The following is a 15,597-nucleotide window of genomic DNA, read 5'->3' as shown; positions in this document are numbered from 1 at the left end:
AGCTCCCGTACGGTCGCTCTCGGCCCGAAACAACCGGGCGAAAGCCGGCCCGCCGCTGCTAGCTCTGCCCCGCGGGTTCGGAATCCCCGAAACCTTCGAGGGGCAGGGACGCGGCACAGAATCGCAGCCCGGCGCGACGACGCGAACGTCGTCGCCCGCAGGCCGGCCACGCCAGCAAGCGCGGAGAGGATTGACCCCGCATGACCAATCACAGCATCAGCAAGCGTGCCCTCGGATGGATCGCCGTCACCGGAGCCGTCGTCGCCGTTCCGCTCGGCCTGAGCACCGGCACCGCCTCCGCCGCCTCCCACAACTGGGACGGCGTCGCAGCGTGCGAGAGCGGCGGCAACTGGGGAATCAACACCGGAAACGGCTACTACGGCGGCCTGCAGTTCTCGCAGAGCACCTGGGAGGCCAACGGCGGCAGCGGCTCGGCGTCGAACGCCAGCAAGGCCGAGCAGGTCCGTGTCGCCGAGAATGTTCTCGCGACGCAGGGCCAGGGTGCCTGGCCGGTGTGCGGTCAGTACCTGACCACCGGTGGCGGCGCCGTCGCCGAGGCCCCCGCGCCCGCTCCGGCGCCCACCCCTGCGCCCGCCCCCGCGGCACCGGCACAGGTCCAGGCGCCCGCTCCGGTCCAGCCCGCCGCGCAGCAGGCACTGGACGCCGCGCGTCAGGTCGCCGAGCAGAACGGCTACGGACAGCAGTTCCAGCAGCTGGTGAACGCCAACCCGCAGCTGGTCGACGCACTGCGCTGATCTTCCGCTCGTATACGACGAGGCCCTGTCATCCGGTTCGGATGACAGGGCCTCGTTCGCTCTCCGGTGAAACGCCTCTACTTCGGGATCGCCTCGTACGCGGCGACCGCCTTCTGCACCCGGGCGAGGGCCGCACCGTACGCCGCGAAGTCACCGCTGCGCTGCGCCGACGTCAACGCGTCGAGCGACGCATCCAGCTCCGCCACAGCCGCCGAGACGTCCGTGCCGGACGGCGGAGTCGCCGGTGCGGTGGGCGCTGCCGGGGCCGCACCCTGGGCGACGGGCGGCGTCGTGCCGGTCTCCGGAGGTGTCCCCTCCTCGGCGCTGGGCGCCGTGGCCACCGAGCCCGTTCCCGCACCGAACACCTGGTCGAGCGCCTGTGCCAGAGTCGGGGCGTACCCGACGCGCACACTGTTACTCGGCGGCGGCTCGCGGTAGCTCACCAGCACTCGGGACAGCTGCGGGAACGTCGACGTGTTCGGGCCCGTCGAACTTCGCTCCGTGTACATCGGTTCGACGTACAGGATGCCGCCGTTCGCGATCGGCAGTGTCAGCAGGTTGCCGTACTGAATCTTGTTCGATCTCTCGAGCAGCGTTCTCTCCGACGCCACCCGCGGATCGGAGATCATCGAGTTCTGCGTCTGCTGCGGACCCTGGGTCTGGGTGTCCGTCGGCAATTGGAGCACCGTGAACTTGCCGTAGTTCTCCGGGTCCGATTTCACCGACAGATAGGCGGACAGGAACTCGCGGCTGTAACCCACCATCGCACTGGTCAGGTTGAACGACGGTTTTCCGGTCTCGGGATCACCGACCAGCACGTAGTACGGCGGCTGGTTCGCGCTCGTGTCGATCGTGGGATCGCTCGGCACCGACCAGAACGCGTTGTTGGTGAAGAACTCCTTCGGATCGTCCACGTGGTACTTGGCGAGCATCTCGCGCTGCACCTTGAACAGGTCCTCGGGATAACGGAAGTGCGCGCGCAGTTCGTCCGGAATCGAGTCCGCAGGCTGAACCGCGTCGGGGAACACACCCATCCACGCGTCGAGCACGGGATCGTTCTGGTCCACCTGGTAGAGCTTCACGGTGCCGTCGTACGCGTCGACGGTGGCCTTCACCGAGTTGCGGATGTAGGACACCTCCTTGCGGGGCAGCAGGCGGCCGGTGTTCTGGTCGATGCTGTCCTCCACCAGTCCGTCGAGCGAACTGCGCTGAGCGTACGGGTAGTCCTGCAGCGTGGTGTAGGCGTCCACGATCCACACGACCTTGCCGTCGACGACGGCCGGGTAGGAGTCGCCGTCCGCGGTCAGCCACGGTGCGACGTGCGTGACCCGGTCCCGGGGGTCCCGGTTGTAGATGATCTTCGAATCCGAACCGATGGCACCGGAGAACAATATGTTGCGTTCGGTGTACTTCGCCGCGAACGCCAGCCGGTTGAACCAGTTGCCGATCGGCACACCACCCGAACCGGTGTACGTGTAGCGCGAGGTGTCGGTGTCGTACTCCCGCGGATCCGAACCCTGGGAACCACCGACGATCGCGTAGTCGGCATCGGTGTCGGCGATGACCTCGCCGTAGTAGATGCGCGGCTGCTCGACCGGGATGACCTGATTTCCCGCGGCCTGTGAGGCGATGTCGCTCACCATGTAGACGGGGTAACCGCTGTTGCTGTTGGCGGCTTCCTCCGCGGACTCGCCTGCGGCGGCGTTCACCCGGTTCGCGGGGGCCGCGACCAGTCCGTTGCCGTGCGTGTAGACGGTGTGCTTGTTGATCCAGTCCGTCTGGTTGCCCGTCAGGCTCTTCGACGACAACTCGCGGGCCGCGACGATGTAGTCACGCATCTCCCCGTCGATGTCGTACCGGTCGATGTCGAGCGTCGGCGGGAAACCGTAGAAGTTCTTCAGCTGCTGCTGCTGGGTGAACGTCCGCGACAGGATGTTCGGGTCGAGCAGTCGCGTGTTCGCGATCGTCGTCACGTCGGCGGGCACGTCGCGCGGCGGCGTCGTCCCGTACCCCTGGTAGTCCTGGTACTCGACCTTGTCGTCGGTGATGCCGTACGCCTGCCGGGTGGCGGCGATGTTCCGCTCGATGTACGCGCTCTCCTTGTCGGCGGCGTTGGGGCGCACCGAGAACTGCTCCACCACGAGCGGCCACACCGCGCCGACCAGGATCGACGAGAGCACGAGAAGGGCTGTGGCCATTGCGGGAATCCGCAGATCGCGCAAGAAGATCGCCGCGAAGAACGCGCCCGCGCAGATGACCGCGATGGCCAGCAGGATCAGCTTCGCCTGCAGCACCGCGTTCATGTCGGTGTAGCTACCACCGGTGAACGTGGGCTCCTTGCGGCTGCTCGACAGCAGGGAATACCGGTCGAACCAGTACGCGACGGCCTTGAGGAGAATGAACGTTCCCGCCAGCACTGCCAACTGGACTCGCGCCGCATTGGTCAGCGCGCCGCCCCGGCCCGCGAGCTTGAGCCCACCGAAGATGTAGTGCGTCACCAGGCTCGCGAAGAACGCCAGCAGCACCGCCACGAACAGCCAATTGAGGACGAAACGGTAGAACGGCAGATCGAACGTGTAGAAGCCGACGTCGAGGCCGAATTCGGGATCGGCGACGCCGAACGCGCCGCCGTTGACGAACAACTGCACCGTCACCCAACTGGACTGGGCGATCAGGCCGGCGAGCAGTCCCACCGCGATCGGAATCGCGAGGCCGAACAGACGCAGCCGGGTCATCACCGTGGTGCGGTACCGCGCCACCGGATCGTTGGGACCCGACACCGGGACGAACACCGGCCGCGAACGGTACGCGAGCAGCAGTGCCAGCCAGACGATTCCGCCGACCACCACCCCCACCACGAGGAAGAGCAGCAGACGGGTGACGAGGACCGTGGTGAAGACACCACGGAATCCGACCTCACCGAACCACAACCAGTCCGTGTACGTGCTGATCAGCCGAGGACCCACCAGCAGCAGGGCCGCGACGACAAGCGCCAGCACCAGCAGCACTCGACTGCGTTTGGACAACGACGGTAAACCTGCGGGGGGCCGCATGCCCACGTGCCACACTCCAAGAACTCGGCGACGTTCTCACGCCGCGGTCAACTGCACCGTTCGGTCGTCCACACCCCGAACAGCGAGGGCGTGACCGTTTCGTCCCACTCTACGTAACAACCGAGAGTTGGCGCCGTCGGTCCTGTTCCGGGGGTGCGAAGATGGGTCCTGTGAGTGAAGAGAATGTGAACCGAGAGACGGACGCCCTCGCCCGCTGCGTGCGTGAGGTGGTCGAATTCGTCGATGCCGGAGGGTGGGATCAGCCGCCCCAGATGTTCGCACTCGTCCCGACCGAACTCCTCGCGGCCGCCGAACCGAGCCTGCTCGACCAACTCGCCGACGGTGCGGAATTGACCCCGGTGGAACAGGATCCGTTCCCCGGCGACATCGACGGCGGGTCACGCGCACTCGACGAATTCCTCGCCACCACCAGCTGGCCCGAGTCCGTGGTCGGGTGCGCCCTCGTCCAGGAGATCGTGGTCCTGCCTCCCGAGGCGGAATCCGATCTCGACGACGCGCTCGTCCCCCTCCTGTCCGACCGCGACGCCGCCGACGACGCCGCACGGGCCGCGGCCGAGTCGCATCCCGACCGCCGGGCCGCCCGGCTCATCGCCGCCGTGCTGCGCGACGGACCGTCGCTGTGCCTGATGCAGTTGCGCCCCGACGAGGACGCCGACCCGTACGCCGGAATCGAACTGCTCACCTACGAGGACCTGGCGCCGAATCTCGTCAGCGCGCTGTACGCCACCCTCGACGCGACCGAAGAGGACTGACCGCTCCGCAGTCGAGAAGGACCGACCGCGCCGCAGTCAGCAGTGCGGCGCGTCGGCTCCGGCGTTGACGGCCTCGAGCGCGTCGACGGCCCCGTCGAGGTTCTCGACCTTCACCAGCCGGAGCCCGTCGGGTGCCCCCTGGCGTGCCTCGTCGCAGTTCTTCGCCGGCACGAGGAATGTCTCGGCGCCCGCTTCGGACGCGGCGATCAACTTGTACTTGATGCCGCCGATGGGGCCGACGTCGCCGTCGGAGTCGATCGTGCCGGTGCCGGCGACGAACTTGCCGCCGTTGAGTTCGCCCGGGCTGAGTTTGTCGATCACGGCGAGCGTGAACATGAGTCCCGCCGAGGGGCCGCCCACGTCGGCGAGGTTGAAGTCGATCGTGAACGGGACGTCCGGGACCTCCTCCGGCGTGATCCCCAGGTAGCCCTTGGCCTCGTCGTCCGGGCGGGCACCGAGCACCACCCGCACCGTGGTCTCGGCGCCGTCACGCCGGATCACGATCGGCACCTCGGTGTTCGGGGGCACGTCGGCCACCGCCTCCTGCACGCCGCCGACAGTCGACACCGGCTTTCCGTCGACACTGACCAGCACGTCGCCTTCGCGCAGCAGCCCCTGGGAGGGGCCGTCCTCACCGACCTTGGCGATCCGCAGGTCCACCGGCTTGCCCAGGAAGTGGAGCGCCGCGAGTTCGGCGCTGTCCTCCGACTGCTGGAAGTCGGCGTCGTTCTCCTGCTTGACCTCGTCCTTCGACTTGTCCGGCGGGTACACCTCCTCGCGGGGCACGATGCCCTGGCGTCCACTCGCCCACAGTCCGAACGCTTCGAACACGTTGAGGTCGTCGCGGACGGCGACCGTCGTCATGTTGAGGTGGCCGGTGGTGTCGTCCACGTCCGTCCCCGCGATGGCGACGACCTGCTCACCACCCACTTCGCCGAGGGTGTTGAACGTGGGTCCCGGCCCGAGAGCCACGAACGGCACCGTGATCACGGTGCCGAGAATGCCGAGTACCACGATCGGGGCCAGCGCAGCCAGAAGCGTCACGATCCGTCGATTCACCTGGACCAGCGTAGAGCGCGAACCGGCGGGCACCGCTGTCGGCCGTCCGCGTGTTCGCCGTCAGCGTGACGCGGTCGGCAGCCACCGAACCATGCGCCTTGTACCGTTGAGTCATGAGCAATCCGCCCTTCGGCTTCTCCAAACCCGACGACGATCCCGATCGTGACAAGAACACGGGGGATCAGAACGGGCCCGACCGCGACAAGAACGCGGGCGGTTCCGGCGACTTCGGTTTCGGGGCGGGTGGTTTCCCCGCCGGGGGCTTCGACCCGGCCGCCCTCGGCCAGATGCTCACCCAGTTCGGCCAGATGCTGAGCGGGATGGGCACGTCGATGGGGTCCGGGGAGCAGACCGGCCCGGTCAACTACGAGGTCGCGAAGAAGCTCGCCCGCCAGCAGATGGGGTCCGTCGCTCCGATCACGCAGGGCAATTCCGAGGCGATCGCCGACGCCTCGCGGCTCGCCGAACTGTGGCTGGACGCCGCGACGACGCTGCCTGCGGGCGCGTCGAAGACCGTCGCGTGGACGCCCAACGACTGGCTCGACAACACCCTCGACACCTGGAAGCGGTTGTGCGACCCGGTGGCGGAGAAGGTGTCGGGCATGTGGGTGCAGGGGCTGCCCGAAGAGGCGCAGCAGATGGCAGGACCGATGCTCGGCATGATGAGCCAGATGGGTGGCCTCGCGTTCGGCTCCCAGCTCGGCCAGGCGCTGGGCCAGCTGTCGAAGGAGGTCCTCACCTCCACCGACATCGGTCTCCCCCTCGGTCCGGCGGGCACGGGCGCATTGCTTCCCGCAGCGGTGGAACGGTTCAGCAAGGGGCTCGAACAGCCCGACCGGGAGATCCTCGTCTTCCTCGCCGCACGTGAGGCCGCCTACCAGCGCCTGTACAGCCACGTCCCGTGGCTGCGTCAGCGTCTCCTCGCCACCGTCGAGGAGTACGCCCGCGGCATCACCATGGACTTCTCCGCCATCGAGGACATGGCGAAGGGGCTCGATCCGTCCGCGCTGACCGATCCGTCGCAGCTCGAGAACATCCTGCAGCAGGGTGCCTTCGAACCGCAGACCACACCCGAGCAGAAGCAGGCCCTCGAGCGACTCGAGACACTGCTCGCCCTCATCGAGGGCTGGGTCGAGGTCGTCGTCGCGTCGGCGTTGAACGACCGCCTCCCCGGCGTCGCGGCACTCAGCGAGACGCTCCGCCGCAGGCGCGCGACCGGCGGACCCGCCGAGCAGACGTTCGCGACACTCGTCGGACTCGAACTGCGTCCCCGCAAGGTCCGGGAGGCGGCGCAGCTGTGGACGCGCCTGACGTCCGAGTCGACCGTCGACGCCCGTGACGGCGTGTGGGCCCACCCCGACCTGCTGCCCGACTCGTCCGACCTCGACAGCCCGGACGCGTTCGTCGAACGGGTACTCGGGGGCGGCGACGGCGGCGACTTCGACAATCCGATGGCGCAGCTGGAGGCGACGGAGGCCCGCGAGCGGGCCGAGGAGGCCGAACGCGGCAAGTCCGGTAAGGACGACGAGCCGGAGTCCTGACCCCCTGATCGCACCAATGTGTCGGTAGCGGGAAGTCCGCAGGTCGGAGCACGTTTCGACCTGTGGACAACTCGCCTTTTCCGGGCCGGCGACCAGTCGTGGCCTGGAATCCTCGGTGCGTGACCATCTCGCACCCGCACCCCGTCGGTGTCACCCTCGATCCTCGGATCGCCGTGCTCGTCCGCCCCGACGGGCGGGTGCAGTTCGGCTGGGATCCCGAGCGCGCACTCGTCCTCTCCCCACCGCCCGGAGTCCGGACCGAGCAACTCCTCGCCGTCGTCCGACTGCTCGACGGCAAGAACACGCGGCCGTACATCCTGTGGACGGCCGTCGGATACGGCCTGGCGCCCACGGACGTGTCGAAGCTGCTCGGCGATCTGGACCGCGCCGGTCTGATCGACGTCGCGGGCACCTCCCCCGTCGCGGACACGATCACCATCCGCGTACACGGGCGCGGACCGCTGTCGGATGCGGTGTCCACCGGGCTCACCGACGGCGGCATCCGGGTCTCCCGCTCGTTCCGCTACTCCGCCGACGGCGATGTCCGGCGGTGGAACGCCCTGTGCGTCGTGCTCGCGGACGACCTGGTGGCGGACCCTCGCCTCGCTGCGGATCTGGTCCAGAACGGGATACCGCACCTGCAGGTCCGGCTGCGGGACGGTCGCGGTGTGGTCGGTCCGCTCGTGCTGCCGGGCCACACGAGTTGCCTGCGGTGCGCCGATCTCCTCCGCGCCGCGTACGACGAGGACTGGCCGCACCTGTCCGCTCAGCTCCTGGGGACGGTCGGGCATGCGAGTCCCGCCGTGATCATGGCCACGGCCGCAGTCGCCCTCGGCCAACTCGAGGCCGTGCTGTCCGCCCCGCGCGGCGCGCCGCCCAGCAGTCTCGACGCCACGCTCGAGATCGATCTGGGGGCGCACCGTCTGGTGACGCGGCGCTGGCCGAGGCAGGCGAGTTGCAGCTGCACGTATCTGGCGCCCGCCGTGGGCGAATCGAACCGGCATCGGTGATGATGCATGATGGTGGGGTGCCCGACATCCCCCGCAGGAGTTCTGCCCGCACCGCGAAACTCGCGAGCATCCCGTTGGGGATCGCGGGGCGTGCCGCGATGGGGTTCGGCCGGAAGCTGACCGGCGGCGACAGGGACGAGATCGACGCCCAGCTGAGCGCGAAGGCCGCCGAGCAATTATTCGCCGTCCTCGGCGAACTCAAGGGCGGCGCCATGAAACTGGGCCAGGCGCTCAGCGTCATGGAGGCGGCAATCCCCGAGGAGTTCGCGGAACCCTACCGTGAATCGCTGAACAAGCTGCAGGCGCAGGCACCTCCGCTGCCCGCGAAGGCGGTCCACCGGATGCTCGACCAGCAACTGGGCACCAAGTGGCGGGAGCGGTTCCAGTCGTTCGACGACACCCCGACCGCGTCGGCCAGCATCGGCCAGGTGCATCGCGCCGTGTGGGCCGACGGCCGCGACGTGGCCGTCAAGGTTCAGTACCCCGGCGCCGACGAAGCGCTGCGCGCCGACCTGAAGACACTGGGACGATTCGCGGGTCTGTTCGCTTCGGTCATGCCCGGGGTCGACGTGCGGCCGGTCATCGACGAATTCACCGCCCGCACCGAAGAAGAACTCGACTACCGGATCGAGGCGAACAATCAGCGCCGCTTCGCGAAGGTGTTCGACGGGGACCCGCAGTTCGCGATTCCGCACGTCGTCGCCAGCGCCCCCAAGGTGGTGGTCACCGAATGGATGTCGGCGAAACCGCTGTCGGCCATCATCGCCGACGGCACCCCCGAGGAACGCAACACTGCCGGCGCACTGCTCGCGGAGTTCCACTTCGCCTCCCCCACCCGCGTCGGCCTGCTCCACTGCGACCCGCATCCGGGTAACTTCATGCTGCACAGCGACGGCCGCCTGGGGGTCATCGATTTCGGTGCCGCGGCACCGTTTCCGCACGGTCTCCCACCGGTGCTCGGGGCGATGGTCCGGCTGGCAGTCCACGAGCAGTTCGACGAACTGACGGAGTTGCTGCACGCCAACGGATTCGTCCTGCCGGGCAGGACGGTGACCGACAAGGAGATCGCCGACTACCTGCGTCCCGTCACCGATCCGATCCGTACCGAATCGTTCCACTTCACCCGCGCCTGGCTGCAGAAGGCGGCGGGTTCCGCGACCGACTTCAACAGTGCGCAGTTCCGGACCGCCCGGGCGCTGAATCTGCCCGCCGAGTATCTGATGATCTTCCGGGTTCTCGTCGGCTCGGTGGGGATCTGCGCCCAACTGGACGCGTACGCGCCGTACATGGCGATCCTCACCCGGTGGCTCCCCGGGTTCGTGGCCCCCGACCTGTGAGTACTTGTTAACCGCGGGGGGGCTGTTGCAAAATTCCGGGTCGGGGTGTCCGCGTGTCACCATGGTCTGACCTGGGGTTTCCTGGATAATGTGTTGGTGGCCAAGGGATATCGACCGGTGAATCGTGATCAGCAGTTCCTGTTGCCGCCGGACATGCGGGAGTGGGTGCCGCCCACGCATCCGGTGTGGACGGTGATCGAGATCGTCGACGAGCACCTCGACACCTCGGCGTTCCACGCTTCTCGTCGCACCGGGGGCGCCGGCCGGGCCGGGTACGACCCGGACATGCTGGTGACCCTGCTGATCTGGGCGTGGTCGCGGGGGATGCGGTCCTCCCGGCAGATCGAGCGGGCCTGCACCGAGGTGGTGTCCTACCGGGTGATCTGCGCCGGCGACACCCCCGACCACGTGACGATCTCCCGGTTCCGCAAGGACAACCACACCGCCTGTCAGGACCTGTTCACGCAGGTCCTGATCCTGGCGGCGTCGCTGGGGTTGGGGCGGCTCGAAACGATCGCGTTGGACGGGGTGAAGATCGCCTCGAACGCCTCGAAGGACGCCAACCGCACCGAGGCCGGGCTCCGCAAGGCCGCCGCCGCCGAGGCCGCGCGGATCGCCGCGGCCGCCGCGGCGGCGCACGCGGCCACCGATGACGCCGAGGACGACCTCTACGGCGAGGACGATCCGGGCCCGGGCCAGGTGCCGGCGGAGTTGGCCGATCCGGGCACCCGGTCGGCGCGGATCGCGGAGGCGTTGGCGCAGCTCGACGCGGACAAGCAGGCCGAGCAGGCCGAGCGGGACGGGAAGTCACGGCACTACCTGGCCCGGCTCGACGCCGGCCAGACGGTGATGGGCCGGGTCCCGGTCGGGGCCGAGGTCGCCGCCGCACGCCGGCGGCTGGACGCGGCGGTCACCGCCCAGCAGGCGGTGCTCGACCGATACGAGGAGCGCACCGCGTCCGGGGCCCGGGGCGGGTTCGTCCCGAAACCGGTCGACGAGCACCACCTGGTCCGGCGGCGGCGCACCGAACTCGACACCGCCCTGCGCAAGCAGGCCGCACGCGATGCCACCGCCGGGCAGCGTCGCCGCAACACCACCGACCCCGACTCGCGGCTGCAGCCACTACGCGGCGGCGGCTGGCTGCAGGGCTACAACTGCCAGGCCTTCACCAGCGTGGACGGGGTGATCCTGGCCACCGGGGTCGGGACCGGCCCCGCCGACTACGACTACTTCCCCGAGATGGTCGACAAGGCCGGTAAGGCCGCGCAACTGATCGACACCACCCGCCGCCACACCAACCCGAACCCCGCCCCCGCTCCGGCCCCGGCCCCGGCTCCGGCCCCGGCTCCGGCCCCGGCTCCGGCTCCGGCTCCGGAGGAGTTGATCGGGGTGATGCTCTTCGACGCCGGCTACTGCTCCCGCGAGAATCTGACCGCCCCGGGCCCGGACCGGTTGATCGCCACCGGCAAAGCCCGTGACCTCGAAACCGCGGCGGCCGAGAACCCGGTCACCGGATCCCCACCACCACAAGCCGATCCGATCGCAGCGATGACCCACCGACTGCGCACCGAGGCCGGCATCGCCACCTACCGCCAACGCTCACCCATCGCCGAAACCGTGTTCGGGCACGCCAAACACAACCTCGGATTCCGCCGGTTCACCAGCCGCGGCCTCGACCGGGCCCGCAGCGAATGGGCCTTCCACGCCGCGGTCCACAACATCGGCAAGATCCTCACCCACCTGACCGCAGGAAACACCCTCCCGGCCACCACCTGACCAGGCGGGGCCACCCCCGCCCGCACCGGCACCCGCCCAACGCGCCGAACACAGCCACACCACCGTCACTCAATTCCGCAACATCCCCCGGGCGGTTAACAAGTACTCACAGGTGCTACGCACACACCAGAGCCGGCGTCTTGCGCGGACGTCCACGGGGACGCTTGCGGGCGATCACGACACCCTGGTCGAAGATCTCCCCACCCCACACGCCCCACGGCTCACCTCGATCGAGAGCGGCGTCGAGGCAGCGGGAGCGGATCGGGCAGGACGCGCACAGCGCCTTCGCCTGCTCCAGCTCGGTGGGAGAGTCCGCAAACCACAGGTCGGGGTCGTCGACCCGGCACGGCAGGTCACCACGTGCGGTAGCGATCTGAACAAATCCGCTTGTGGCGGTTGAGGTTTCGGATACCCCTCGGCATGTCACGGTAGACACGTCGTTCTCCTCTGCTCTCATTGCGACGGTTATTCTCTTCGGTTCGTTGAAATGGATGCGAACCAGAGCCGAGGCTGCGAGCGGGAAGGGTGCTCGAACTACGAAGGCCACGGTCCGCGATGCGGGTCCGTGGCCTTGAAAAGACGGTGGGAGTTGATCTATCGAGGAATTCCTCGACAACTCCGATACACGGACTCGACTGCTGTTGCGGGACGACGACGGGCTGCCGACCAGACGATCGCCGGTGCCTGTTCCGCCGCGTTCATGCCGAACAACGCGGAGGCAGCAGCGACTGCCGTCTCATGTGCTTGGAACTTCGTCATTTCACTGCCACCTCCATTTCTTCTCGATCCGATGTGAACCACACGGGTCTCCCCGCGCACTGAAACCACAGTAGGCAATTCTCCAGAACCGCACAACCTATTTTTGACCTGCAGTGATGCGTGCTACTTCGCCCGTGTGCGGGAGTCGTTCAGCGAGTACCGCTTCCCTTGATCACACCGAGGACGTCTTCGCCGAACTGCTCGAGCTTCTTCGCACCGATCCCGGGGATCGCGACGAGCCCGCGATCGTCCTGCGGGCGCTGCTCGGCGAGAGCCGTCAACGTGTTGTCGCTGAACACCACGTACGCCGGGACCTTCAGCTCCCTCGACTTCTCGAGCCGCCACGACCGCAGCGATTCGAGCAGTTCCACGTCGACGTTCGACGGGCACCCCTCGCAGCGACCGAGCATGGTCGCGGTCGTCCCGATCAGCTGTTTTCCGCACAGCCGGCACCGGGGACGCTTCTTGTTGCTCTTGACGGGCGCCGCGATCCGCGAGGCCGGTGAGTCTTCGGGGATGAGCCCGTGCAGGAACCGCGAACGGCGCCGCGACTTGCGGCCGCCCTCGTTCCGGGACAGCGCCCACGACATCTGCAGGTGCTCACGGGCGCGGGTGACGCCGACGTACAGCAACCGGCGTTCCTCCTCGACGGCCGCGTCGTCGGGTGCCGAGTTGGAGTCGCCGAGCACGTGCTGGATGGGCAGTGTTCCGTCGGTGAGGCCGACGAGGAACACGGCGTCCCATTCGAGACCCTTCGCGGCGTGCAGGGACGCGAGGGTCACGCCCTGCACGACGGGTGGGTGCCGCGCCTCCGCCCGCAGACTCAGCTCGCGCAACAGTGCGTCGAGGGTCAACTCCGGATCCTGGGTCAGCTGTTCCTCGGTGAGCGCGACGAGCGCCGACAGGGAGGCCCAGCGCTCGCGGGCCTGCGCACCCGCCGGTTCGGCGTCCGTCAGCCCCAGCGGAACGAGGACGGCGCGGACGAGCGTGACGAGGTCGGCGCCGACCGCGTCGGGCAGGTCGTCGCGGCCCGCGGCCTGGCGCAGCGCCGCCACGGCCTGACGCACCTCGGTGCGGGTGAAGAAACCCTCACCGCCACGCACCTGGTACGGGATGTCGAGTTTCGTCAGCGCCTGCTCGTGCACCTCGGACTGGGCGTTGATCCGGTACAGGACCGCGATCTCCGCCGCCGGGGTGCCGGACGCGATGAGCCGCTTGATCGTGCGCGCCACCCCGGCGGCCTCGGCCGGTTCGTCGTCGAACTCGACGAAACTCGGTTCCGGCCCGGAGTCGCGCTGCCCGATCAGTTGCAGACGGGTGCCCGCGATCCGGCCGCGCGCCGCTCCGATCACCCGGTTCGCCATCGACACGACCTCGGGGGTCGAACGATAGTCGCGCTCGAGGCGCACGACGGTGGCCTCGGGGAACCGGCGCGAGAAGTCGAGCAGGTAGTTCGGGGTGGCGCCGGTGAACGAGTAGATGGTCTGGTTGGCGTCGCCGACGACGGTGAGGTCGTCCCGCTCGCCGAGCCAGGCATCGAGGACACGCTGCTGCAGCGGGGTGACGTCCTGGTATTCGTCGACGACGAAGCAGCGGTAGCGGTCGCGGAACTCCTCCGCGACGGCCGAATGCTCTTCGAGTGCCGCCGCCGTGTGGAGCAGGAGGTCGTCGAAATCGAGGAGCATCCCGTCCTGGCCGCGGGCCTTGAGCTGTTCGTAGCCGTGATAAACCTCGGCGACCTTGGCGGCGTCGACCGGCGCTTCCCGGCGTAACTTCGCCACCGCCCGCGGGTAGTCCTCGGGCGCGATCAGCGAGGCCTTGGCCCACTCGATCTCACTCGCCAGGTCCCGGATGCTCTCCGTGCTGGTGGACAGGCCGACCCGTCCGGCTGCGGACGACACGACCGCGAACTTGCGGTCCAGCAGCCGCCATTCCGTGTCGCCGACCACCTGCGGCCAGAAGTACCGCAGCTGCCGCAGCGCGGCGGCGTGGAAAGTACGTGCCTGGACCTGCGCTCCCCCGTCGCCGATGCCCAGGCTGCGCAGCCGCCCGCGCATCTCGCCTGCCGCGCGCGCCGTGAACGTCACCGCCAGCACCTGCCCCGCGGCGACGTGCCCACTGGCGACGAGGTGCGCGATCCGCCGGGTGATGGTCCGGGTCTTGCCTGTTCCGGCACCGGCCAGCACACACACCGGCCCCCGGGGAGCGAGGACCGCTGCGGACTGTTCGGGATCGAGACCGGTAGTCGTCACCTCTGCTGCGCCGGCTGCTGACATGGCGTCCATCATGACAGGGGCGACCGACACGGCGCGAAGCGGACGAACACCGCAGTGGGAACACACGGCGGACTCGTGGTGTTATATCCGCCGTGACTGCTACCCACACCCCGGCCCTGACCATCTACTCCACCACCTGGTGCGGCTACTGCCGGCGCCTGAAGACGCAGCTGGACGAATCCGGCATCGGCTACGTGGAGATCGACATCGAGGACGATCCGGCGTCGGCGGAGTTCGTCGGCAGCGTCAACGGCGGCAACCACGTCGTGCCCACCGTCAAGTTCGCCGACGGCAGCACCGCCACCAACCCGTCGTTGGCGCAGGTCAAGCAGCTTCTCGGCGTCTAGGACCCCGTCGCTGCCGCAGCCCAGGACTCGATGATTCCGCGCGCGATGGATATCGAGCCCGGCAGCAGCAGCGTGGCGTCGGTATCCGACGCCCAGTCACCGAGTTCGAGTGCCGTGCGCACCTCGTCCCGGGTGAACCACCGGGCCTCGGCGATCTCGCCGTCCGCGAACGTCAGCGGGGCGTCGGGATCGCCGACGGCCGCGAACCCGATCATCACCGAACGGGGGAACGGCCACGGCTGGCTGCCGAGGTAGCGCACGTCACGGACGTCGACGCCCACCTCTTCCTTGATCTCGCGGACGACGCACGTCTCGAGGGATTCTCCGGCCTCGACGAATCCGGCCAGGATCGAAAACCGCCGCGGCGGCCACGTGGGCTGCCGGGCCAGGAGCACACGGTCTCCGCCGTCGTGCACGAGGCAGATGACCGCCGGATCGGTGCGGGGAAATTCCTCGTGACCGGTGCTCGTCGAGATCCGCGACCATCCCGACATCGTCGGTTCCGACGCCGCGCCGTCGAGCGCGCTGAAGCCGGCACTGTCGTGCCAGTTGAGCATCGCGAGGGCGCCGGTGAGTACACCGGCGTCGGCGTCGTCCAGCGTGCCGCCCAGAATCCGGAGATCGGCCAGCTCGCCGGTCAGCGCCTGCACCCGCACCGCCCACACGTGCCGGTCCTTGCGAATGCCGAGGAACACCGCCCCCGGTTTCGGTTCGGGGCCGAGTTCGGTGGCCTCCGCGAACACCAGACCGTCGTCCCCCACCCGCACCTGTCCGCGGTGATTGACGCGCAGCAGCAGCGCATCCCGCCAGCCCGCACGCAGCGCGTCCGTGTCCGAACGCAATTCCTCGGCCCGCCCGACGGCGGAGCGGGACAGGAGCGGGGTGTCGTTGAGCCGGAATGCAGTCACGCC

The 15,597-nt window shown here is 68.7% G+C and carries 12 protein-coding genes; 7 read left to right on the top strand and 5 right to left on the bottom strand.

The window, feature by feature from the left end:
• Positions 1-200 precede the first annotated feature (200 nt).
• Positions 201-755: a transglycosylase family protein gene (locus JWS14_RS34715; protein ID WP_072937679.1), complete on the top strand. Its 555-nt coding sequence runs from the start codon at positions 201-203 to the stop codon at positions 753-755.
• Positions 756-832: 77 nt separating this feature from the next.
• Here JWS14_RS34715 and JWS14_RS34710 read toward each other — a convergent pair whose 3' ends face one another.
• A complete protein-coding gene (locus JWS14_RS34710) occupies positions 833-3,814 on the bottom strand; it encodes a UPF0182 family protein (protein ID WP_072937678.1) in 2,982 nt (993 codons plus the stop codon).
• 155 nt (positions 3,815-3,969) lie between these two features.
• Here JWS14_RS34710 and JWS14_RS34705 point away from each other — a divergent pair, with 155 nt between their 5' ends.
• Positions 3,970-4,581, top strand: a complete 612-nt coding sequence (locus JWS14_RS34705; RefSeq protein ID WP_072937677.1) for a PPA1309 family protein — start codon at positions 3,970-3,972, stop codon at positions 4,579-4,581.
• A 36-nt stretch (positions 4,582-4,617) separates the two neighbouring features.
• Here JWS14_RS34705 and JWS14_RS34700 read toward each other — a convergent pair whose 3' ends face one another.
• A complete protein-coding gene (locus JWS14_RS34700) occupies positions 4,618-5,640 on the bottom strand; it encodes a YlbL family protein (protein WP_206015252.1) in 1,023 nt (340 codons plus the stop codon).
• A gap of 113 nt (positions 5,641-5,753) precedes the next feature.
• Between JWS14_RS34700 and JWS14_RS34695 the strand changes: the two genes are divergently transcribed.
• The 4 genes from JWS14_RS34695 to JWS14_RS34680 all read left to right on the top strand — a co-directional run bounded on the left by JWS14_RS34695 (position 5,754) and on the right by JWS14_RS34680 (position 11,304).
• On the top strand, positions 5,754-7,181 hold the full coding sequence (locus JWS14_RS34695) for a zinc-dependent metalloprotease (RefSeq protein ID WP_072937676.1): 1,428 nt from the start codon (positions 5,754-5,756) through the stop codon (positions 7,179-7,181).
• Positions 7,182-7,300: 119 nt separating this feature from the next.
• On the top strand, positions 7,301-8,191 hold the full coding sequence (locus JWS14_RS34690) for a hypothetical protein (RefSeq protein ID WP_206015251.1): 891 nt from the start codon (positions 7,301-7,303) through the stop codon (positions 8,189-8,191).
• Entirely contained in the window at positions 8,191-9,528 is a 1,338-nt protein-coding gene (locus JWS14_RS34685; protein WP_072937674.1) for an ABC1 kinase family protein, read from the top strand. The genes JWS14_RS34690 and JWS14_RS34685 overlap by 1 nt, the downstream gene beginning before the upstream one ends.
• A 90-nt stretch (positions 9,529-9,618) precedes the next feature.
• Entirely contained in the window at positions 9,619-11,304 is a 1,686-nt protein-coding gene (locus JWS14_RS34680; protein WP_420855126.1) for a transposase, read from the top strand.
• 115 nt (positions 11,305-11,419) lie between these two features.
• Here JWS14_RS34680 and JWS14_RS34675 read toward each other — a convergent pair whose 3' ends face one another.
• Both JWS14_RS34675 and JWS14_RS34670 read right to left on the bottom strand, forming a co-directional pair.
• On the bottom strand, positions 11,420-11,761 hold the full coding sequence (locus JWS14_RS34675; protein ID WP_072937673.1) for a WhiB family transcriptional regulator: 342 nt from the start codon (positions 11,759-11,761) through the stop codon (positions 11,420-11,422).
• A 451-nt stretch (positions 11,762-12,212) separates the two neighbouring features.
• Entirely contained in the window at positions 12,213-14,351 is a 2,139-nt protein-coding gene (locus JWS14_RS34670) for an ATP-dependent DNA helicase UvrD2 (RefSeq protein WP_083395561.1), read from the bottom strand.
• An 80-nt stretch (positions 14,352-14,431) separates the two neighbouring features.
• On the opposite strand from JWS14_RS34670, the gene JWS14_RS34665 reads away from it, so the two are divergent.
• On the top strand, positions 14,432-14,686 hold the full coding sequence (locus tag JWS14_RS34665; protein ID WP_206015249.1) for a mycoredoxin: 255 nt from the start codon (positions 14,432-14,434) through the stop codon (positions 14,684-14,686).
• Here JWS14_RS34665 and nudC read toward each other — a convergent pair.
• On the bottom strand, positions 14,683-15,594 hold the full coding sequence (nudC, locus tag JWS14_RS34660) for an NAD(+) diphosphatase (protein ID WP_206015248.1): 912 nt from the start codon (positions 15,592-15,594) through the stop codon (positions 14,683-14,685). The genes JWS14_RS34665 and nudC overlap by 4 nt on opposite strands.
• Positions 15,595-15,597: the final 3 nt, after the last annotated feature.

The organism is Rhodococcus koreensis, from assembly GCF_017068375.1.
GTDB lineage: Bacteria > Actinomycetota > Actinomycetes > Mycobacteriales > Mycobacteriaceae > Rhodococcus_F > Rhodococcus_F koreensis.
Note: the sequence above shows the minus strand (reverse complement) of the source record. Positions and strands in the feature narration are given on the sequence as shown.